The organism is Cellulomonas sp. EB106-03-03-XG116, assembly GCF_058792015.1.
The window spans coordinates 97,715-117,983 of record NZ_JBYTEP010000001.1 but is presented as its reverse complement, the minus strand read 5'-3'; the positions used below and the strand labels follow the sequence as shown (position 1 = coordinate 117,983).

General features: G+C 71.4%; 17 protein-coding genes. 9 read left to right on the top strand and 8 right to left on the bottom strand.

Annotated elements, in window-relative coordinates; translation table 11 throughout:
* Positions 1-82 precede the first annotated feature (82 nt).
* From AC3WUG_RS00465 to AC3WUG_RS00455, 3 genes are read right to left on the bottom strand one after another with little or no spacing between them, the layout of a single operon-like run.
* Positions 83-1,723, bottom strand: coding sequence for an ABC transporter substrate-binding protein (locus AC3WUG_RS00465; RefSeq protein WP_492325830.1), 1,641 nt, complete (start codon positions 1,721-1,723; stop codon positions 83-85).
* Positions 1,724-1,778: 55 nt separating this feature from the next.
* Entirely contained in the window at positions 1,779-2,705 is a 927-nt protein-coding gene (locus AC3WUG_RS00460) for a carbohydrate ABC transporter permease (protein WP_230322822.1), read from the bottom strand.
* The gene (locus tag AC3WUG_RS00455; RefSeq protein WP_187365216.1) at positions 2,699-3,754 is read right to left on the bottom strand and encodes an ABC transporter permease; all 1,056 of its coding nucleotides are present in this window, start codon (positions 3,752-3,754) and stop codon (positions 2,699-2,701) included. Before AC3WUG_RS00455 ends, AC3WUG_RS00460 begins: the two co-directional genes overlap by 7 nt.
* Before the next feature lie 267 nt (positions 3,755-4,021).
* Between AC3WUG_RS00455 and AC3WUG_RS00450 the strand changes: the two genes are divergently transcribed.
* The 3 genes from AC3WUG_RS00450 to AC3WUG_RS00440 are packed head-to-tail and all read left to right on the top strand — an operon-like array spanning position 4,022 to position 8,605.
* A complete protein-coding gene (locus AC3WUG_RS00450; RefSeq protein ID WP_492325829.1) occupies positions 4,022-5,053 on the top strand; it encodes a LacI family DNA-binding transcriptional regulator in 1,032 nt (343 codons plus the stop codon).
* Positions 5,050-6,507: a serine hydrolase domain-containing protein gene (locus tag AC3WUG_RS00445; RefSeq protein ID WP_492325828.1), complete on the top strand. Its 1,458-nt coding sequence runs from the start codon at positions 5,050-5,052 to the stop codon at positions 6,505-6,507. Before AC3WUG_RS00450 ends, AC3WUG_RS00445 begins: the two co-directional genes overlap by 4 nt.
* 22 nt (positions 6,508-6,529) lie before the next feature.
* Positions 6,530-8,605, top strand: coding sequence for an alpha-glucuronidase (locus tag AC3WUG_RS00440; protein WP_492325827.1), 2,076 nt, complete (start codon positions 6,530-6,532; stop codon positions 8,603-8,605).
* Between the two features lie 130 nt (positions 8,606-8,735).
* Here AC3WUG_RS00440 and AC3WUG_RS00435 read toward each other — a convergent pair whose 3' ends face one another.
* The gene (locus AC3WUG_RS00435) at positions 8,736-9,107 is read right to left on the bottom strand and encodes a hypothetical protein (protein WP_492325826.1); all 372 of its coding nucleotides are present in this window, start codon (positions 9,105-9,107) and stop codon (positions 8,736-8,738) included.
* Positions 9,104-10,759 (bottom strand): exonuclease domain-containing protein, encoded by a 1,656-nt coding sequence (locus AC3WUG_RS00430; protein WP_492325825.1) that lies wholly within the window; start codon positions 10,757-10,759, stop codon positions 9,104-9,106. The genes AC3WUG_RS00435 and AC3WUG_RS00430 overlap by 4 nt, the downstream gene beginning before the upstream one ends.
* Before the next feature lie 253 nt (positions 10,760-11,012).
* Between AC3WUG_RS00430 and AC3WUG_RS00425 the strand changes: the two genes are divergently transcribed.
* Genes AC3WUG_RS00425 through AC3WUG_RS00415 form a run of 3 tightly spaced genes read left to right on the top strand, consistent with a single transcriptional unit; the run spans position 11,013 to position 13,185 of the window.
* Complete coding sequence (locus AC3WUG_RS00425; RefSeq protein WP_492325824.1) at positions 11,013-11,390, top strand: hypothetical protein; 378 nt, start codon at positions 11,013-11,015, stop codon at positions 11,388-11,390.
* Positions 11,387-12,790, top strand: coding sequence for a restriction endonuclease fold toxin-2 domain-containing protein (locus AC3WUG_RS00420; protein ID WP_492325823.1), 1,404 nt, complete (start codon positions 11,387-11,389; stop codon positions 12,788-12,790). The genes AC3WUG_RS00425 and AC3WUG_RS00420 overlap by 4 nt, the downstream gene beginning before the upstream one ends.
* An 8-nt stretch (positions 12,791-12,798) precedes the next feature.
* A complete protein-coding gene (locus AC3WUG_RS00415) occupies positions 12,799-13,185 on the top strand; it encodes a hypothetical protein (RefSeq protein ID WP_492325822.1) in 387 nt (128 codons plus the stop codon).
* 538 nt (positions 13,186-13,723) lie between these two features.
* Here AC3WUG_RS00415 and AC3WUG_RS00410 read toward each other — a convergent pair.
* The 3 genes from AC3WUG_RS00410 to AC3WUG_RS00400 are packed head-to-tail and all read right to left on the bottom strand — an operon-like array spanning position 13,724 to position 16,900.
* Complete coding sequence (locus AC3WUG_RS00410; protein WP_492325821.1) at positions 13,724-15,274, bottom strand: DUF8370 family protein; 1,551 nt, start codon at positions 15,272-15,274, stop codon at positions 13,724-13,726.
* Between the two features lie 46 nt (positions 15,275-15,320).
* Positions 15,321-15,935 carry a DUF47 family protein gene (locus tag AC3WUG_RS00405; RefSeq protein ID WP_492325820.1) on the bottom strand — a complete coding sequence of 205 codons (615 nt, stop codon included), beginning with the start codon at positions 15,933-15,935 and terminating at the stop codon, positions 15,321-15,323.
* 5 nt (positions 15,936-15,940) lie between these two features.
* Positions 15,941-16,900 carry an inorganic phosphate transporter gene (locus AC3WUG_RS00400; protein WP_492325819.1) on the bottom strand — a complete coding sequence of 320 codons (960 nt, stop codon included), beginning with the start codon at positions 16,898-16,900 and terminating at the stop codon, positions 15,941-15,943.
* A 225-nt stretch (positions 16,901-17,125) separates the two neighbouring features.
* On the opposite strand from AC3WUG_RS00400, the gene AC3WUG_RS00395 reads away from it, so the two are divergent.
* From AC3WUG_RS00395 to AC3WUG_RS00385, 3 genes are read left to right on the top strand one after another with little or no spacing between them, the layout of a single operon-like run.
* Positions 17,126-18,043, top strand: coding sequence for a carbohydrate ABC transporter permease (locus AC3WUG_RS00395; protein ID WP_492325818.1), 918 nt, complete (start codon positions 17,126-17,128; stop codon positions 18,041-18,043).
* Positions 18,043-18,861 (top strand): carbohydrate ABC transporter permease, encoded by an 819-nt coding sequence (locus tag AC3WUG_RS00390; RefSeq protein WP_147795638.1) that lies wholly within the window; start codon positions 18,043-18,045, stop codon positions 18,859-18,861. The genes AC3WUG_RS00395 and AC3WUG_RS00390 overlap by 1 nt, the downstream gene beginning before the upstream one ends.
* Entirely contained in the window at positions 18,858-20,222 is a 1,365-nt protein-coding gene (locus AC3WUG_RS00385; protein ID WP_492325817.1) for an ABC transporter substrate-binding protein, read from the top strand. The genes AC3WUG_RS00390 and AC3WUG_RS00385 overlap by 4 nt, the downstream gene beginning before the upstream one ends.
* Positions 20,223-20,269: the final 47 nt, after the last annotated feature.

Genomic DNA, 20,269 nt, shown 5'->3' with positions numbered 1-20,269 from the left:
TGGCTCTCCGGTCGGGGGTGGGGACGAAGCTCGCCGCCGTCCCGGGCGCGAGGGCAGTGGCACCCGGGACGACGGCGAGGGCTCAGCCGTTGTCGGCCACGTAGCGGTCGCGCGCGCCGTTGACGACGTCGACGTACTGCGTCGCGCCCTTGCTCTCCAGGTCGGCGACGAACGCGTCCCACTCGGACAGGTCGCGCTGGCCGAGGATGAACTGGATCGTGCCCTGCGAGACCGCGTCCCGGAGCGTGGTGTCGATCAGCGTCAGCTGCTCGTTCTCGACCTCGTCCAGCGGGGCCGGCGGCGCCAGGTCGATCATGTCGTAGTCGGCGATCGACTCCTGGAACGCGACCTCGGCGTCGGAGAACGTCGACCACAGCAGCTCGGTCGCGCCGCCGTAGGCGAAGTTGCCGCCCGAGAAGCCGAAGTCCTTCTGCAGGTGCTTCGTGCCCGACGGGTTGAGGCCCACGAAGTCGACGTCGGGGGCGAGGGTGCGGGTGCCGTCGGCGGCCTTCTCGAACGTCGTCCCCTCGACGCCCCACTTGGTGAACTCCTGGCCCTCGTCCGAGTAGAACAGCCAGTCGATGAACTGCATCATCGCGACGAAGTTCGGCGAGTCGGCCGCGTCGGCGTTGATCATGATCCCGTTCTCGGTCTGCGTGACCGGGTTCAGCACGCAGCCGATCGGGCCGCAGGGAAACGGGATCTTCGCGACGGTCGCGTCCGGGTCGTTCGACGCGAGGCCGGGCTCGTACTCGTTGACGACGCTCTGCGCGTTGGTGCCGATCGCCACCGACTTCCCGGTGACGAACTTCTGGATCGCGCTGTCGTCGTCCTGGGTGAAGCTCTCGGGGTCCATCAGGCCGTCGGCGACGAGGTCGTGGAAGTACTCGACCATCTCCTTGTACTCGGGCATCGCGGCGGTGGCGACGAACTCCTCGGCGTCGCCGTCCCAGGTCGCGTTGTTGTAGCCCCAGCCGGCGGAGGTGCCGAAGCCGAGCGCCGCCATGTTCAGCAGGTTGCCGCCCGGGTAGGTCTCGGAGAACCGGTCGGAGAACGGGTACTCGCCGGGGCGGGCCTCCTTGATCGCCTCGAGCGTGGTGCGGAACTCGTCCCACGAGGTCGGGGTGTCGAGGCCGAGGTCGGCGAGCACGTCCGTGCGCATGGCGATCGTGTAGTCCTGCCACGGCGCCTCGTGCAGGCCGGGCAGCACGTAGTACTTGCCGTCGGCCTGCCGGAGCTGGTCGATGTTCTCCTCGAGCCCCCAGTCGGCGACCTTCTGCTGGTAGTTCGGCATCAGGTCGACGTAGTCGGACACCGCGAGGATCGCGCCGGACGACACGAACGCGTCCTCCTGGCCCGGGTAGGTCTTCGCGATGATCGACGGGGCGTCGCCGGCGCCGATCAGCAGGCTGCGCTTCTGCTCGTAGTCGGACATCGGCACGAGCGTCGGGTCGAGCGTCACGTTCGTGCGGTCGGTGATCTCGGACCACAGCAGCCAGTCGTCCTGCGACGGGTAGTTCGGGTGGTCGGAGAACAGCATCGAGAAGGTGAGCGGCTCGGTCGCGGTGAACTGGTCGCCGGCGGCGTAGTCCTCCATCGCCCCCGTGCGGTTGTCGAGGCCGGAGGTCTCCTCGTCGCCGTCGGAGCCGCCGGAGCAGGCGGTCAGGGCCAGGGCGAGGGCGGCTGCGGCGGCGAGGCCGCGCGCCCGCGTGCGCTGGGACATGGCATTCCTTTCGTGACGAACTTCGTCGTTTGTCGCGGGAGGGGAAGAGCGGGGGTCAGCCCTTGACCGAGCCGAGCATCACCCCCGAGACGAAGTACCTCTGCACGAACGGGTAGACGCAGAGGATCGGGAGGACGGTGAGCACCATCGTCACGGACTGGATGTTCGCCGAGACCTGCGCGACGTCCGCGGCCGCGGCGCCCGTGGACTGGGCGGTCGACGACCCGGCGATGAGGTTCCGCAGGTAGACCGTGACCGGGAACAACTCGGACTTGTCCATGTAGAGGAAGGCCGCGAACCAGGAGTTCCAGAAGCTGACCGCGTAGAACAGCAGCATCGTCGCGATCACCGCCTTCGACAGCGGGATGACGATCTTCCACAGGATCCGGTAGGTGCCGAGGCCGTCGATCTGCGCGGCCTCCTCCAGCTCCAGCGGGAGGTTCTCGAAGAACGCCTTCATCACCAGCAGGTTGAACACGCTGATCGCGTTCGGCAGCACGATCGCCCACAGCGAGTTCTTCAGCCCGAGGCTCGTGATGAGCACGTAGTTCGGGATCAGACCGCCGTTGAAGAACATCGTGAACACGGCGATGCCGATGAGCACCGAGCGCCCGCGCAGGTGGTGCTTGGAGATGACGTAGGCGTAGCAGGTGGTGAGCACCAGGGCGATCGCCGTCGCGACGACGGTGTAGATCACGGTGTTCTTGTAGTTGGTCCAGAACATCGCGTCGTTCATCACGAGCTGGTAGGTCGTGAGGTTGAACCCGACCGGCCAGATGTTCACCTGGCCCGACCGGATCGCGGTGTCCGAGGAGAACGACCGCGCGATGATCATGAGGAACGGGTAGAGCGTCACGGCGACGACGCCGAGCAGCGCCACCACGTTGAACGCCCGGAACACCTTGTACCCGCGGGTCTCCCGCAGCAGGCTGCCGGTGCGCGCGGGCAGCGGGCCCGCGGAGGTCTCGACGGTCGTCACCACAGGCTCGCTCCCACCGCTCGCTTCGAGATCGCGTTCGCGGAGAGGATCAGCGTCAGGCCGATGATCGACTCGAACAGCCCGATGGCCGCCGCGTACGAGAAGTTGTTGGACACCAGGCCGACCCGGTACAGGTACGTCGAGATGACGTCGGCCGTGGGATAGGTCAGCGGGTTGTAGAGCAGCAGGACCTTCTCGAACCCGACCGCCATGAAGGTGCCGATGTTGAGGATGAGCAGCGTGACCATCGTCGGCCGGATGCCCGGCAGCGTGATGTGCCAGGTCTGCTTCCACCGGTTCGCGCCGTCGATCCGCGCCGCCTCGTAGAGGCTCTCGTCGACCGTGGTCAGCGCCGCGAGGTAGAGGATCGTGCCCCAGCCGACGGTCTGCCAGACCTCGCTCGACACGTACACCGCGCGGAACCACTCGGGGCGCTGCAGGAACGGCACCGCGTCCCCGCCCAGCGCCGTGACGACCTGGTTCACCGTGCCCTCCAGCGAGAGCAGCTGGAACAGCATGCCGGCGATGATCACGATCGACAGGAAGTGCGGCAGGTAGGACACCGACTGCACGAACCGCTTGAACACCCGCGAGCGCAGCTCGTTGAGCAGCAGCGCCAGCACGATCGGCAGCGGGAAGCAGAACAGCAGCGTGAGCGCCCCGATGACCAGCGTGTTCCGGAAGACCATCCAGAACGTCGGGTCGGACAGGAACATCTCCACGTAGCGGAAGCCCACCCACTCCTCGCCGAAGATGTTGCCGCCGGCGCGGAACTTCCGGAACGCGATGACGTTGCCGAGCATCGGCGTGTACCGGAACACCGCGAAGAAGATCAGCGGCAGCACGGCCAGCGAGTAGAGCTGCCAGTCCTTGCGCAGCGCCGTGCGCCAGGGGATCTTGCCGTCCATCCGGCCGCGGCGGGTGCGGCGGCTGGTACGGCCGCGGCGGGCGCGGGCGTCGGGGTCGGCGGCCGGGGTGATCTCCGCGGCCGGGCCGGCCGGCCCCGCGGGCACGGGGGCCGGCGTGGTGATCTCGGGGCCCTGGACGGTCATGCGCTCACCGCGCCAGGGACCACGACCGGCCGACGCGGGAGGCGTCGGGCTGGAGGCGGTGCGTCGCTCATGTGGCATCCACTTCGTCGTGGGTTTGGTCGGGCTCGCGTCTCGAAAGTTGCGACCGCGCGACCGATACCGTTTCACCCGCACCGTAGGGGCGTCGGCCGATGTGCGTCAACCACCCCCCTGTTCCTGCCGCTGGGCTCGGTCCGTGCGCTACAGTCGGGGCCAGCTGCTCGACAGCGACAGTTTCGAAGGGGAACCATGCCGAGAGGCCGCACGACAATCGCCGACATCGCGAGCGAGGTGGGCGTGTCGATCCCGACCGTGTCGAAGGTGCTGAACGGCCGCACCGACGTCTCGGAGGCGACCCGCGCCCGCGTCGAGGCGGCGCTCGAGCGGCACGACTACCGCAAGCCCGTCGCGACCCGGGGCTCGGGCCACGGCGTCCGGCTGCTCGACCTCGTGTTCCACGCCGCCGACAACCTGTGGGCGCAGGAGATCATCAAGGGCGTCGAGCAGGTCTGCGGCCCCGAGCGGGTCGGCGTCGTGCTGTCCGAGCTCGGCGGCTCGCACCGCCCGCCCCAGGAGTGGATCGACGACGTCATGGCCCGCCGGCCGCTCGGCGTCCTGCTCGTCCTGTCCGGGCTCGACGCCAAGCAGCGGCACCAGCTCGAGTCTCGGAACATCCCGTTCGCCGTCGTCGACACCCAGGGCGAGCCGCCCGCCGGCGTGCCGACGGTGGGCTCCAACAACTGGAACGGCGGCCTGTCCGGCACCCGGCACCTGCTCGCGCTCGGGCACCGCCGGATCGCCGCGATCTCCGGGCCGGACGACATGCTGTGCTCCCGCGCCCGCGTCGACGGCTTCCGCAGCGCGCACGACGAGGCCGGCGTGCCGTGGGACCCCGCGCTGATCCGGTGGGGCGCGTTCGACGCCGAGAGCGGCTACCGGCACGGGCTCGACCTGCTCGACCGCCCCGACCGGCCCACCGCCGTGTTCGCCGGGTCGGACTACCAGGCGCTCGGCGTCCTGCGCGCCGCCCGCGAGCTCGGGCTGCGCGTCCCCGAGGACCTGTCCGTCGTCGGGTACGACGACCTGCCGATCAGCCAATGGATCGACCCCGGGCTGACGACCGTGCACCAGCCGCTGCGGGAGATGGCGTCCATGGCGACCCGGATGCTGCTGACGCTCGCCGCGGGCGGGCAGCCGCCGTCGACGCGGGTGGAGCTGGTGACCGAGCTGGTGATCCGGGCCTCGACGGCGGCGCCCGCTGCGGCCGGGGGTCGGTCGTGATCGGGTTCGGCGAGGCACTCGAGGCGCTGGACGGGCTCGACCCGCACGCGCTCGTCGTCGCCCGCCGCGGGACCGTCCTGGCCCGCGCCACCTGGGCGCCGTACGACGCGGAGCACGCCGGCCTCGTGTACTCGGTGTCCAAGTCGGTCACCGCGATGGCCGTGCTGCTGCTCGAGTCCGAGGGGCGGCTGGGCTTGGGCGACCCGGTCGACCGGCACCTCGACCTGCCGAACCCGCACGGGTTCACGCTGCGGCACCTGCTCACCATGTCGACCGGGCACAGCCGCGAGCAGACGTCCGTGATGCCGGCGGACCCCGCGGTCCTGCTGACGACGCCGCCCGAGTTCCCCGTCGGGACGCGGTTCGCGTACTCCTCCCCCGCGACCTGCACCCTCGGCCGCGTCGTGCACGCCGTCGCCGGGGAGCAGCCGACCGCGTACCTGCGGCCGCGGCTGCTCGACCCGCTCGGCATCGGGCCGCGGTGGTGGCGGCCGCTCGCCGGCGTCGAGCAGGGCTTCTCGGGGCTGCACCTGACGGTCGACGACCAGGCGCGGCTCGGGATGGCGCTGGCGGCCGGGGGTGTCGCGGCGGACGGGACGCGGGTGCTGCCCGAGTCGGTGGTGTCGGCGATGGCGTCCACGTTCGTGCCGACGGCCGACACCTTCGTCGAGGACCACCAGGGCCCCGAGCCCGACACCGCCCACGACGACTGGGCGCTCGGGTACGGGTACGGGGTCTGGCGCAGCCGGCACGGGTACCGGATGGACGGGGCGTACGGGCAGTTCACGCTCGTGGTGCCCGAGTCCGGGGTCGTCGTGGCGTACCAGGGGTCGGCGATGGACACCCAGCGGGTGCTCGACGTGCTGTGGGGGCTGGTGGCGGCGGCTGCGTCGTCGCCGGTCGGCGCGGCGGGTGCGGGCGCGCGCGACGCGTCGGGCGGGGCGCCGGGCGTGGCCGGGGCGGCCGGGACGCTCGTCGGCGGTGTCGCGGAGCGCGACTCGTGGGCGGCGCGCGACCGGTACGTCGCGTCGGACGCCCCCGCGCTCGGCGTCGCAGGGTGGACGCTGGACGACGCCGGCCCGGACGTCGGGCCCGACGCGTGGCGGTTGACGATCGCGGCCCGCGACGGCCAGCCCGGTGGCGTCGTCGACCTGCGCCCGGACGCGTGGAGCCGCGGATCCCTCGCGCTCCGCCCCGGCGACGTCGCGTCGGGCGCCCCCAGCGACCCCGTCCCGGACGGCGTCGTCCCCGTCGCGGCCCGCGCCGAGCGGCTGCCGGACGGGTCCGTGCGCGCCCACCTCGTCGCCACCGCGTCCCCGCACCGGCTGCTGGTCACCCGCGCCCCCGACGGCGCGCTGTCCGCCCGCTGGCACACCGCCCCGCTGTGGGAGCCCACGCTCGCCACCCTCCTCGTCCCGCCGCTGGTCGCCGCACCGGCGCGGGGACCGTCCTGACCGCTCGACCCCCACCGGAGCCATGACCCCCGACAACGCCGTCGCCGTCACCGTCCACCACGCTTGGCTGCCTGACGCGGCCCTGGCCCCGCTGCGCGCGCAGCCGTCCGCCGTCCTCGGCGCCGGGCCGTGCCTCGACACGGTCCGCTCGGAGCTGTCGTCCGGCTCCTCGGGCCCGGCCGCCGCCTCGGACGCGGCTGCCGCCGAGGCGCGGCTGGTCGTCGCGCCGGTCGGCGCCGTCGCCTCGCCGTCGTCGGTCGGCCTCGACGCCCTGCCCCAGGTCCCCGCCGGCGGCCACGCGATCATCCGGACCGGCGACCGCACGGTGCTGCTCGGCGCCGACGGACCGGCCACCTTGCGCGGGCTGTACGCGCTGGCCCGCGAGGAGGCGGTGGGGCGGATGCTCGGCCTCGACGCGGTGCCCGGGACGACGACGAGCGCGCCCGAGCAGCCGCTCCGCATGCTCGACCACTGGGACAACATGACCGTGCACCCGGTGATGGGCCAGATCGAGCGGGGGTACGCCGGCGGCTCGATCTTCTACGCCGACGGCGAGGTCCGCGCGGACCTGGGCCGGGTCCGCGACTACGCCCGGCTGCTCGCCGCGACCGGCGTCGAGGCGGTCGGCATCAACAACGTCAACGTGCACGCCCACGAGGCCCAGCTGCTCACCGACGGCCTGCCGGACGTCGCCCGCATCGCCGAGGTGTTCCGGGCGTACGGGATCCGGATCTTCCTGTCGGTGACGTTCGGCTCGCCGCAGCGGCTCGGCGGCCTCGCGACGTCGGACCCGCTGGACCCCGAGGTGGCGTCGTGGTGGGCGTCGACCGCGGACCGCGTCTACGCGGCGGTCCCGGACTTCGGCGGGTTCCTCATCAAGGCCGACTCGGAGGGCCAGCCCGGCCCGTTCGCCTACGGCCGCAGCCACGCCGACGGCGCGAACATGCTCGCCGCGGCCCTCCGCCCGCACGGCGGCACCGTCCTGTGGCGGGCGTTCGTCTACAACCACCACCAGGACTGGCGGGACCGCAGCACCGACCGCGCGCGGGCGTCGTACGACCACTTCGCGCCGCTCGACGGGACGTTCGCCGACAACGTCGTCCTGCAGGTCAAGCACGGGCCGATGGACTTCCAGGTCCGCGAGCCACTCTCCCCCGTGCTGGCCGCGATGCCGCGCACCCGGCTGGCGGTCGAGCTGCAGGTCACGCAGGAGTACACCGGGCAGCAGCGGCACGTCTGCTACCTCGCGCCGGCGTGGCGGGAGTACCTGCGGTTCCCGCTGGACGGCTCGCGGGCGGTGGCGTCGATCGTCGGCGGCGCCGGGGGCGGCGGTTCGGCCCCGGCCGGCGGCGTGGCCGCGGTGTCGAACGTCGGGGACGACGCGTTCTGGACCGGACACCCGCTGGCCCAGGCGAACCTGTACGCGTTCGGGCGGCTGGCGTGGGACTCGACGCTCACGGCCGAGGACGTGCTGGACGAGTGGATCGCGCTGACGTTCGCCTCGGCCGGTGCTGGCGACCTGGCGCGGATCCGGTCGGTGCTGCACGAGGTGATGGACGGCTCGTGGGCGCGGTACGAGGGGTACACCGCGCCGCTGGGCGTCGGGTTCATGGTCGACCCGGGCACCCACGGCGGGCCGTCCGTCGACGGGTACGAGTACTCGCGCTGGGGGACGTACCACTTCGCCGACCGCGACGGGATCGGGGTCGACCGCACCGTGGCGACCGGGACCGGGTTCGCGGGGCAGTTCCCGTCGCCGTGGCGGGAGACGTACGAGTCGGTCGAGACGTGCCCGGACGAGCTGCTGCTGTTCTTCCACCACGTGCCGTACGCGCACGTGCTCCGGTCGGGGAAGACGGTGATCCAGCACATCTACGACTCGCGTTCCGAGGCGGTCGAGGGGCTGGACGGGGTCGAGGCCTCGTGGGATTCGTTGGCGGACCTCGTGGGTGGGGCGGTGCCGGCCGAGTTCGACGCGCGGGTGCGGGAGCGGCTGGAGGTGCAGCGGGCGTCCGCGGTGGAGTGGCGGGACCAGGTGCGGAGCTACTTCTGGCGGAAGTCCGGCATCAAGGACGCGTCGGGGCGGGTCGTGTACTGACCCCCCCGGGGGGACACCGCGTACAACTTCCTGGGCACGCGCTCGCGGCGGACGTGACGTCGGGCAACCGGCCAGACGAGCTGCGATCTGCCCGCTCGCGGCCGATCGAGACGCGCACGAACTCGAGCCGTCAGTGGACTGCTGAGTTCCCGCTGTCCGGGTCGTACTCAAGAGTCATCTCGTCCGTGACCGTCAGGACGCCCCCGGGGCACAGCGGCCCGTCAACCGTTCCGATGAGCTCTCCAGTCGCCGCGACGACCCGCAGGCTGGAGTCGTCCTCGCACTCGGGGAGAGCGAGGTCGGTCGCGTCGTCCATCAGCACCTCACGCTCCCTCGTGGACTCGCCACCCGGACGCTCGACGGTCACGACGACCGTCGCCGTGGAGTCGTTCACATAGGTGATCCGGGGGCGGTTCTGGTCGATCACGCATCCGCCCAGCGCCACCGCGAGGACACAGGCACCGGCCGTCAGCGTCGGCGGGACCAGGTACCCGGCGCTCACAGCGTCGCCTGCATTGGGTGCGCGTCGTGGTACCGGGCGACGACGTCCGCCGACAGGCGGCCTCGGTCACTCACCACGATGCCCTGGCCGCGCGCCCACTCGCGGATCACCGCCGGCGCGACGTCGGCGCGCGCCGCCACCACGCGCTCGACCGCAGGCGCCGGGGCCGACGGGGTCGCCCGCCCGTGCCTGGTCGCGGTGACCGTCGGCGCGGCCGCGCGCTGGACGTGGTCGAGCAGGACCCCGAACAGCTCCGGCGCGACGATGCGGGTGCCGAGGCGCTGCGCGTCCGCCAGCTTGGTGCCGGCGAAGCTGCCGTCAGTGACGAGCATGGCCGTGCGGCCTGACACCTTGGTCGAGACCCGCAGGCCCGCGGCCCTCGCCCGCGCCTCGAGCACCGTCCGCACGTCCTCGTCGCACCCGGTGAAGACCACCGACTCTCCGACCCGCAGCGGCTCGCCGTGTGCCCACCCCTCGGGCAGCGGCGCCAGCCCCTCGCTCTGCCGGGCGTCGCGCCGGGCCGCGGCGGCGTCCAGCGACGCGAGCACCCGGCTCCGGTCCGCACCCAGCAGCTCGGCCACCTCGTACAGCTCGGCGCGCTCCGCCTGAGTCACCCGGGCATCGGCGACCGCCTTGCCCGCGAGCGCGAGCAGGAACGCCTCGTGCGCGGCCGTGACCGCCTCCGGCGGCAGCTCCCACAGCTGCGCGATGTCCGCGAGCGCCCCGGCCTCGTCGTCGGTGAGGACGCCGTCCTCCAGGACCTCCGCGAGCAGCTCGACGTACGAGGCCGTGCCTTCCGGCGCACCGGTCGGGACGGCGTCCGCCACCGCGAGGTCGTCGAGCAGCTGCACGAGGCGGCGATGCTCCCGGGGCTGCTCGCGGATCCGGCGGTCCTCGCGGACGACGCGGACGGGCGCCGCGGGCACCACGGTCCCGGACGGACCGTCGGGCCACGCCACTGCGGCCGCCTCGGCGACCAGCGCGTCATACAGAGCTGCCCCGCCGCGCCGTGCGCCCAGGTAAGCCGCCAGCAGACCGGCGGCCGCGCGGGCGTCGCCGAGGGCCGAGTGCGCGCCTTCGTGCCGGACGCCCGCGGCGGCGCAGCAGTCGGGGAGCCGACGGCGGGCGAGGGACGGCAGGTGGCGGCGGCTCTCCTCGAGCGTGCACAGCGACGGAGCCCACGGCATCGCCCACCCGGCGCGAGCGAACTCGGCGCGGAGGAACCCGAGGTCGAACCGCGCGTTGTGGGCGACGAGCACGAGCCCGGACAGCCGACCCGCCAGCGTGGCGACCTCGGCCGCGAACAGCGGCGCGTCCGCGACGTCCGCGGCGGTGATGCCGTGGATGTGCGTGGCGCCGACCGGGCCCTGCGGGTTGAACCGGGACGACCACTCGTCGATCGGCCGGCCGGCGGCGTCGCAGCGGACGACGCTGAGCTCGAGGACCCGGTCGCGGGCGGCCGCGAGGCCGGTCGTCTCGACGTCGAGGACGGCGAAGACGGCGCGTGGAGCCGACGTGAGGGGCGGCGAGGGGACCGCCACCGGCGTCGCGGCGCGCGTCGTCGGGGCGGGAGGCCCGACCTGGTCGAGCAGCTGCGCCGCAGTGGGCTCGTCCGTGCGCTTCCGTGGCCGCAGCCAGTCCCACATGCCCATGCGTCGTCCTCGGTCGGGGTCGGGTCGTTGCCGGAGGCTATCGGCAGTGCGCCGGCCGGCGACAAGGGCGTCTGCACCCGGGTCGCCCGATCGGACGTCCCGGCACGCCGCCAGGTCGGAGCCACCTCGCGGGTGCCGCGGCTTTCATTCGCTGCTCTGCACGGGTGGTCGCAAGAGATCGCAGCCGAAACCGCCGACGGTTCGCTGCTGGCGCTCGTACGATGCCTGCCGTGCTCGATCGGAGGGGGCGGCGATGAGCAGCAACATGGCACACGACGGCGGGACAGCCGGGGCGACAGCCTCGGATGGTGTCCTGTCCGCCGGCGGGTACACCGTCGACATCGGTGCGCTGCGTGACACCGCCAACACGGTTCTAGGTCTCGCCGACCGCGTCGACTCCGTGGGGGAACGCCGCGCGATGCAGGCCGCGCAGGAGTACGGCTACGCCCTACCCGGTTCCGCCAACGGTTGGGCGGACCGGTTCTCGTACCTTCTCGACGGTCTTGCGGACGAGATCGAGCACGCTGGGTACGAGCTGCGCGGGACCGCGGACGCGTACACCGAGGTCGACGTGGCCGTCGAGGCACGAGCGCGTCAGATGAACTCCAAGCTCGGCCGTACGCCGTGGTGACCGGCACCGCCCTCGGAGCGACCCTTACGAACTGCGACGACCCGCAACTGCTCGTCCCAGGCTCGCCGGGAGCGCTCCGCGGCGATTCGGAGCAACTCGACCAGCAGGCCCGCGCGCTTACCGAGCAGGCCGCGGAGACCCGAAAGGCTCAGCCCGCGTCCTGGACCGGCACCGCCGCCGACGGCTGGGCGAACCGTCGTGAGCAGTTCGCCCAGACGCTCGACACCGTGGCGCAGATCCACGCTACCGCCGCATCCACTCTGCTGCTCCACGCCGACGCACTCGAGTGGGGTCAAGGAAGGGCCGCGACCGCCGTCAGCCTGTACGCGCGTGGTTGCGCCCTCCGCGACGCCGAGTTGGGTCCGTCGGGCGCGCTCCTGGCGCGGGGGAGCGCGATGACCGATTCAGGAGCAGGCCACCGGCAACTCGCCGAGGATGTTCTGGCGTCGGCGCAGGACCAGGTAGCGGCATCGGCGCGGGCGGCATCAGCGGTGCTCGACGAACTAGCCGCCGGACTTCCCGACGGGCGGTGGCATCTCGGGGACTTCGCCCAGGGCATGTGGTCCTGGGTCACCGGGATCACGGACGTGCTGTGGAAGTTCAACGCCATCCGCGGGCTGCTCGACTCGAAGGGCATGTACCGCGACGGACGCGAGATGGCCGGCGCCGCGGTCGACACGTACGACTCGCTGGCGGACGATCCCATCGGAACCACCGAGCAGCTCGCGCAGCTCGAGCTCCTCCGGGATCGCCCGGCCCAGTGGTGGGGGCAGCTCACGCCCGACATCGCACTTGCCGCAGCGGGGGGCGCCGGAGCCGCTACGCGGGCTCTGCGTGGGCTGTCCGCGGCCGAGGAGGTCGCGAGCGCAGGCAGCGACCTCAACGCGGCGGCGCGCGGCCTGTACCAGGCAGGCTCGCGCTGGGACGACCCACTGGCACGAGCCCGGTGGATCGACGAGCTCTACGACGAGCCCTTGGGCGGACGTGACGCGAGCCGGCGTGCGGTGACCAGTAACGCCCCGTGGGCCCGCTATCAGATCGAGGCCACCGGGTCCGAGTTCGAATACCGGGTGACTGGAGGCGATCGCCGGATCTGGGCGGACCACGTGCGGCTGGACCCCGACGGTGTGACGGCCATGGACGCGAAGCACGTCCAGGCCCCGGGCCGTTCGGCGTACGACGGCGGGGCATCACCCGCGCGCGTCGAGAAGGTGATGGCGAAGTTCGACGACGAGATCGAGCGATACGTGGCGGTGATCCAGGACGAGAGCAATCCGATCGCGCGGGTGCGCATCCCCACCTCCACCGAGGATGCCGTGACGTTCCTTCAAAATCGCGTGGACTCGATCGTTGGAGAAGGGGTCGACATCGAGGTGTACTACCAGCCCAAGAACTCGTAAGGAGAGCCGTGCTCCAGGACCTGATCATCGCGTGCGAGGACGACGCACTCGCGCTGCCGCTGACCGCCGACGCGCTGCTCGAGGCAGCACGGGTGCGCTGGCCGGACGGCGTTCGTGTGGTGGACGAGGACCCGCGCAAGATCGCGCTGCGCCTCGACGTGATCGCGGAAGGGCCGGGCTTCTACATCACCGCGATGCACGACTTCTCGTCGATCAACCTGGAAGGGACGCCGGAGCAGAACGCCGACGTCGCCGTCTGGCTGCGCACGCTCATGCCGGCGGACGGTCCTCGGGTCGTCGCGTTCGACTCAGGGCTCACCGCTGAGATCGAGCTGACTCCCGGGATGACCGTCGCCGACTTCGATCGCGAAGTTCGAAACGCGCTCGAAGGCTGACGCCGAGGAGCGGACCCTCCTCGCGCGAAGTGGCCCGCTCCCCCGCACAGCCCCCGGCGCGCTACCGCTCCAGGCTCCCCCCGTTCGTCCGGATCACCTCGGCGTACCAGTCGAACGACTTCTTCCGGTACCGCTCCAGCGTCCCCGACCCGTCGTCGTGCCGGGCGTTCGCGGCGGCGCTCGGGATCGTGCGGGCGCTGCACGGGTGCGCGCTGGGCGAGGAGTCGCTGGAGGTGGGGCGGTTCGTGACGCACCTGCGGTGCCTGTTCGTGCGGCAGGCGCGCGGGGAGGCGGGGTCTGGTGGGGGTCGGCGTCGGCGCTGCGCGAGGCGGTGCGGCGGGACCATCCGCGGGCGTTCGACTCGGCGGTGGCCATCGCCGGGCTGCTGCGGGGGCGGTTCGGGTGGGACGTGGGTGGGGAGGAGGAGGTGTATCTGGCGCTGCACGTGGCGCGGCTCGTGGACGGGCGGCGTGAAGGGCACAGCGCGCACCGACTACCCGGGATCCCAGCCACCCGTCGACTGCGTTCGGCAGATTCCCTAACGATCCCCAAACTCAGGGTCCTCCTGGGACTCCTTCACGCCGGGACTCGAAGGCTTCAGGTCGCTGGCCGACTTCTTCGGTCTTGCATCTACCCAGTCACTGCGCAGACTGAATCCCGTCGCCTTCGCAGCGCTCCGCGTTCGACGGGCGAGGTCGTCAGTTCGTGCACGTTGCGTCTTCGTGTCACCGAGCCGAACTGCGAGGAACCAACCACGCGAGCACCCCGCGCTATTTAGGTACGACGTAAGTTGCTCTTCTAGGCCATGCCAGTACTCGCCATTATTCATCTTTTTCACTTCAAGCAATACCCGGTCTCTCGCCGAGCGCGTAAATACGAAGTCGACAGGACCCCTCCCGAGCTCAACTTCACGATCGAGCGCAACTCCATGAGTGTCGCAGTAGGCCTGGACCACGCCCTTGTAAAGGAGTTGGATCGAGGCTTCCCTCTTAGGCGTGCCAGTCTCGTCGTTGTAGAGCAGGCGCCAGCCCCCCTGCTCTTCCACGAAGTGCTTGAACGCGCCGTTTACCGCCTGGATAAATGCATCGAGCTCGGCGGGCTCAACCTGATCACCCATGGCGATGGGACTGCTCTCTTGCACCGCCTTCCCCTGCGCCTGCCACCCGTGCAGACCCTCCGGGTCCCGGTCAACATCGTACGGATTGGCAGGCTGGGCTTCGCGCGCATTCGACCATTCTCGGACCTTCTCGGGGTGCCGCTTGGCGAGCGCGACGATATCTTCCTTGCGCATCTTCGTAGCGAGGTCGAAGTTCAAGTCCTCGCGGAAGTACGGCTCGGCGTAGTTCCACCAGTCCCCAACGCCCAGGGTAGGGAGCTCGCGCAAGAAGCGCTTTGGCGTGAGCAATATCGGCTCGTCGTCGACCGGATTCACCGGGACCCGCTGCTTAGACGTCACCCACCTCTGCCGCCGGTCGTCGAACAGCGAGTGCTCGATCTCCCGCTCCTCCATCGGGATCCCGAGCTCGGTGCAGACGCGCTGGGTGTACTCAATGAACTCAGGCTTGAGTATATTGAGGGTGATGTCGGAGATGCGATCTCGCCCAATGCGATCTACGAGAACCCCGAGCTCTTCGAAGTGATGCAAATCCTGGAGCCCCGCCTCAATAGCAGTTGCCATGGCTCGCACGATCCTCCTGGCGAACCCGACGGCGGTTCCAGATCCGCGCGTACCCCTTGAAACGAATCCGAGGCCAAACTCACTTGGCTCCGGGAACAGCATAAGGGTGACCACTTTGCGATATTGGAGGCTATCCGGGCTCCCCTGATGTCCAGCGAGGATCTCGAAGGCGCTCTGGAAGTACTCGGCGATCTTATCGCCCGCGTGCGACCACGAGCCTGCAGTTTCGGCGTAAATCAAGAATGGATCGACAAAGAGTTGCGTGTCAACTTCGAGCAGCCGATCGAACCAATCACCCGACGCGACACCGTTCGCTTCTGAGAAGTACATGCCCACCTCCAGCCTCCGGAGCAAAATAACCGACTCGGGCGGCTCAGGGACAGGAACGCTGAACGCCAGTGCGCTGATCACTCGTATGGACCACCGCGCTCCAGCGGTTGCCGCAGGCGGCCCGCCGTCACGTCCCCCGCTTGATCGCCGCGGTCGCGAGGTGATCCGCAGCCTCCGACAACCGCAGCCCCACGATGTCCAGCCGCCGCAGCGCCTCCCGCCGCCGCAGCGTCGACGCTGTGAGCGGCTCGGCGAGCAGCGCCGCCATCGCCAGCTGGTACTGCCCCCGCACCGGCGCCTTCTTCGCCGCGAGCGCCGCCACCGACACCCGCCGCACGTCCCGCCGCAGCCACTCGGTCGCCGCCCGCAGCGCCCGGATCCCGACCCGGATCTCCTCCAGCACGCCCACCCACGACGGCGCCGGCCGCACCCCGTACAGGTCGACCTCCCGCACGAAGTCCCGGAGGTTGTCGAGCACGTCGTCGACCGCCCGCGAGTAGGTGAACAGGTCCTCCCGGTCGAGGTACGACGTCAGCGCGCGGGTGAGTGACTCGACGACGTGCGCCCGCCACGCGTCGCCCTCGTGCTCGACGGCCGCCACCTCCTCGCGCGCGGCGCCCGCCGACACCGACCCCCGCGCCAGCCGCAGCGCCACGTCGCACGCCTCCTCGGTCGCGCGCAGCTGCCCGACGAGCCCGTCGACCAGGTCGTCCCGGGCGGCACCCGAGATGCCGCGGGCCAACCGCCTCATCCGGCGGCCAGCCCGGCGCCCCACGCGACGCAGCCCGCCACCACGACGCTCGCGGGCACCGTCAGCCCCCAGGCCAGTGCGACCCTCCCGGCGTACTCCCATCGGACCTTCCCTCTCCCTCGTGCGAGACCGGCACCCACGAGGGAGCCGGAGAGCGTCTGCGCCATGCCGACGGGGCTGCCGACCCCGGAGCTCGCGAGCATGACGACGGCCGTCGTCGTCTGCGTGGTCACGGCGTCGAGGCCGCGGACGGCGAGGATGCCGCGGTTGACGGTGCGCTCCATCCGCGCCAAGCCGAGGACCGCGCCGAGCGTGAACAGCCCGCCGCAGAGCAGCAGCTGCCAGAGCACCGGGTCGACCGTGGCCGAGCCCGGTGCGGACGCCACCGCGACGATCGCCAGCAGCTTCTGCGCGTCGTTCGACCCGAAGGCGAGGCACAGCAGGCCGTAGGACCCGACGTGCCAGCGACGCACCGCGCCGGGCGACACCCGCCAGGCGGCCGACAGCCGGTGCAGCGCGGCCGCGAGCGCCAGGCCGACGAACGGCGCGACCGCCACCAGCGCCAGCACCCGCCCGATCGCGGACCACCCCATCGCCTGCCCCGCGCCGAGCCCGCCGCCCGCGATCCCGGCGATCAGCGCGAGCGTCAGGCTGGTCGGCTGGCCCCAGCGGCTCAGCACCCCGGTGACGACCAGCGCGGCGACGACGGCCGCCAGGAACACGAGCCGGTCGGCGCGCGGATCATCCCCGGACGGCACGAGCTCGTGCGCGACCGTGCTCGCCACCGCGGTGCCCAGCACCAGGGGCGCGACGGCGACCGCCGACCCCAGCGCGGCGAGCGCCAACCAGGGCCGGCCGCCGTGCACGCGCAGGCTCGTCGCCGCAATCGTCGCGCCCGCGTTGGAGCCGTAGACGACCGCGAGCACGCCCGCGGCGACCAGCAGCGCTGCCTGCACCGTGACCTCCTCGTGAGATTTGCGTACGCGCTCTCGCAAACGTCACCGGAGCGCTATCGGATGTTGTCACATGCTACTCATCAGTGTACGGTCCGGAGCAAGCCGATCCGATTGCACCGGCGTTTACCGCCGATTGCCCGGATGTCCACTTCGACCCTGTTTGGGTGGACCGCAAAGCATTTGTGACTCCGCATTGCCGCGGAGACGGGACGACTCGGAGGATCCATGCAGCACGTCGTCGCGACCCGGTCCCCCAGGGGGCGCGCCGGGTCACGCAGCAGACCGCGGGCCTGGGCGTACTGGGCGCTCGCGCCCACCGTCGTGGCGCTGCTCGCGTTCAACTACTGGCCGCTCCTGCGGACGACCGTGCTGTCGTTCCAGAGCTCCGACCTGTTCGGCCGCCCGTCGGGCTTCGTCGGCACGGACAACTACGCGAGCATGCTCGGCTCGCCGGACTTCCGGCGCACGCTGCTCGTCACGTCGCTGTTCGTCCTGCTGACGGTCGCGGGCAAGCTGCTCGTCGGCCTGGCGCTTGCCGTGCCGCTGTCCCGGCGGCTGCGCGGGACGGCGTTCTCCCGCGCGACGGTGCTGATCCCGATGGCGGTGTCCGCGGCGGTCGCCGGCCTCGCGTTCCGCGCGCTGATGAGCCCGACGTACGGGCTGCTCGACCAGATCGCCATCGCCCTGACCGGCCGGCCCGCGGGCTGGCTCACCGAGCCGACGATGGCCCTGGTCTCGATCGTGCTCGTGGACGTGTGGATCTCGATCGGGTTCGTCACGCTGCTGCTGATCGCCGCGATCGACGCGATCCCGGTCGACGTCGAGGAGGCCGCCGCGCTCGACGGCGCCGGCCGGATGCGGCTGCTGCGGTCGGTCACGGTCCCGCTGATCACGCCCACGCTGTTCTTCATCGTCGTGGCCCAGTCCGTCCAGGCGATGCGCGAGTTCACGATCATCCAGGTGGTCACGGGCGGCGGACCCGCGCGGGCGACGCAGACGCTGGTCTTCGACATCTGGGCCAAGGCGTTCGGCGGCACCGCCGACTACGGGGCGGCGTCGGCGCGCGGGATCATCCTGCTGGTCGTCATCGCGGTCCTCACCGCCGTGCAGTTCGGGGTCCTCGAGCGGCGGGTGAACTACTGATGCGCGCCCACCTGGCCCGCGGGGCCGTCATCGCCTACCTCGCCGTCGCCGCCCTGCTCGTCGCGCTGCCCGTCCTCTACGTCGTGTTCGCCGCGCTCCGCCCGGGGCAGGCGCTGACCGGGACGTTCCGGGACGTGCTGCCGACGGGGTTCTCGCTGGAGAACTTCACCGCCGCGCTCGGCCGGGCGCCGATCCTGCGGCAGATGGTGAACTCGGGTGTCGTCACGCTCGCGCAGACGGCCGCGCAGGTGCTCACCGCGCTGCTCGCGGCGTACGCGCTGGTCTTCGGCCGGCTGCGCCGCCCCAACCTCGTGTTCGCGTTCATCCTGCTCACGATGATGATCCCGGGCGAGACCATCCTCGTCGCGAACTACCTGACCATCCGGTCGCTCGGGCTGTTCGACACCGTCGTCGCGGTGTTCCTGCCGTTCCTGGTCTCCGCGTACAACGTCTTCCTGCTCCGGCAGACGTTCCTGTCGTTCCCGAAGGAGATCGAGGAGGCAGCCGTCGTCGACGGCGTCCGCCCGATGCGGTTCCTGTTCGGGTTCCTCGTGCCGCTCTGCCGGCCGACCGTCGTCACCGTGACGCTCATGGCCGCGATCGCGGCGTGGAACGGCTACCTGTGGCCGCTCGTGGTGTCCGAGACCCCGGCGTCGAGAACCGTGCAGGTCGGCATCAAGATCCTCACCGACGAATCCGGCACCGACCTCGGTGCGTCCCTCGCCGGTGTGACCATCGCCGCCATTCCCACCATCGTCCTCGTGCTCCTCGGCCAGCGATTCCTGGCCAAGGGCCTCACGCAGGGCGCCGTCAAATGAGGAAGGGATTCACCACCATGCGAGAAATCAGGAAGCGCGGGGTCGTCGGTGCCCTCGCGGTGGGCGCCCTGGCGCTGTCCGCGTGCGGGTCGTCCGACGAGCCGTCCACGGCCGACCCCACCGGCGACACCGGCAGCGGCGGGGTGGTGACCCTCGACTTCTGGTACTCGGTGTCGGGCGTCCCGGCCGACACCCTGACGGCGCTCGTCGACGAATTCAACGACGCCCACGACGACATCACCGTGAACGCCGTCTTCCAGGGCAGCTACGTCGACTCGATGGCCAAGCTGACCAACGCGGTGCAGTCCGGCGACCTGCCGGACGTCATCCAGGGCGGCGACACGTTCTCGACCTACCTGCACGACACCGGGCTCACGATCGCGCCCGGCGAGGTCGCGGCCGTCGACGGGACCGTGTTCGACGGCGAGGACCTGGTGCCGGTGCTCGCGAACTACTACACGTTCGACGGCGTGCTGTCCTCGGTGCCGATCATGGTGTCCCAGCCGGTGGTGCTCTACAACGCCGCCCTGCTGGAGGAGGCCGGTGTCGACCCGTCGGCCGTGCCTGCCAGCATCACCGACCTGTTCGACGTCGCCGCCGAGGTGCACACCGCGACCGGGACCGCCGGGCTCACGGTGTTCCTCGACCCGTGGTGGTCCGAGCAGTTCAGCGCCTCGGAGGGGCTGACGTACTGCACGCCCGACAACGGCGTGGCCTCCGACCCGGCGGACGCGTTCGTGCTCACCAGCGACACCCAGATCGGCATCTGGGAGCACCTGCAGTCCTTGGTCGCGAGCGGCGCGATGCTCAACACCGGCACGGACGGCAGCGCGTCGCTCACCGCGTTCGCCTCCGAGCAGGCCGCGATCATGATCCAGTCCTCGCGGATCTTCGGCGACGCCGAGCGGGCCGCCGAGTTCGAGTTCGGCACCTGGCCGCTCCCGGTCGGCAGCCCCGACGGCGGGGCCGTCCCCGGCGGCAACTCCGTCTGGCTGATCGACGAGGGCCGGTCCGCCGACCAGCTCGCGGCCGCGGCGACGTTCGTCCAGTACCTGGCGTCGCCCGAGATCCAGGCGCGGATCTTCGTCGAGACCGGCTACCTGCCGACGTCGCAGGAGGCGCTCGACTCACTCCAGGGCGAGGTCACGGACGTGCAGCAGGTCGCGCTCGACCAGCTCGCCCGCACCACGGACTCCGTCCCCAGCGCCGGCTGCCACACCGGCGCGATGAACGAGGCCCGGGAGGCGGTGAAGAGCGCCGTCGAGGCGGTCGTGGGCGGCGCCGACGTCCGGGCCACCTGGGAGGACGCGGAGGCCCGCGGCAACGCGGCCATCGCCGACTACCTCGACCGGCTCGGCTGACCACCCGAGCACCTGACCGCCGTGGGCCCGGGCGTCCGACTCCCCCG

Coding starts and splice junctions, on each gene's coding strand:
- AC3WUG_RS00455 (WP_187365216.1), bottom strand. CDS start 3,754: ATGACCGTCCAGGGCCCCGAGATCACCACGCCGGCCCCCGTGCCCGCG.
- AC3WUG_RS00390 (WP_147795638.1), top strand. CDS start 18,043: ATGCGCGCCCACCTGGCCCGCGGGGCCGTCATCGCCTACCTCGCCGTC.
- AC3WUG_RS00465 (WP_492325830.1), bottom strand. CDS start 1,723: ATGTCCCAGCGCACGCGGGCGCGCGGCCTCGCCGCCGCAGCCGCCCTC.
- AC3WUG_RS00425 (WP_492325824.1), top strand. CDS start 11,013: ATGAGCAGCAACATGGCACACGACGGCGGGACAGCCGGGGCGACAGCC.
- AC3WUG_RS00430 (WP_492325825.1), bottom strand. CDS start 10,759: ATGGGCATGTGGGACTGGCTGCGGCCACGGAAGCGCACGGACGAGCCC.
- AC3WUG_RS00450 (WP_492325829.1), top strand. CDS start 4,022: ATGCCGAGAGGCCGCACGACAATCGCCGACATCGCGAGCGAGGTGGGC.
- AC3WUG_RS00385 (WP_492325817.1), top strand. CDS start 18,858: ATGAGGAAGGGATTCACCACCATGCGAGAAATCAGGAAGCGCGGGGTC.
- AC3WUG_RS00395 (WP_492325818.1), top strand. CDS start 17,126: ATGCAGCACGTCGTCGCGACCCGGTCCCCCAGGGGGCGCGCCGGGTCA.
- AC3WUG_RS00440 (WP_492325827.1), top strand. CDS start 6,530: ATGACCCCCGACAACGCCGTCGCCGTCACCGTCCACCACGCTTGGCTG.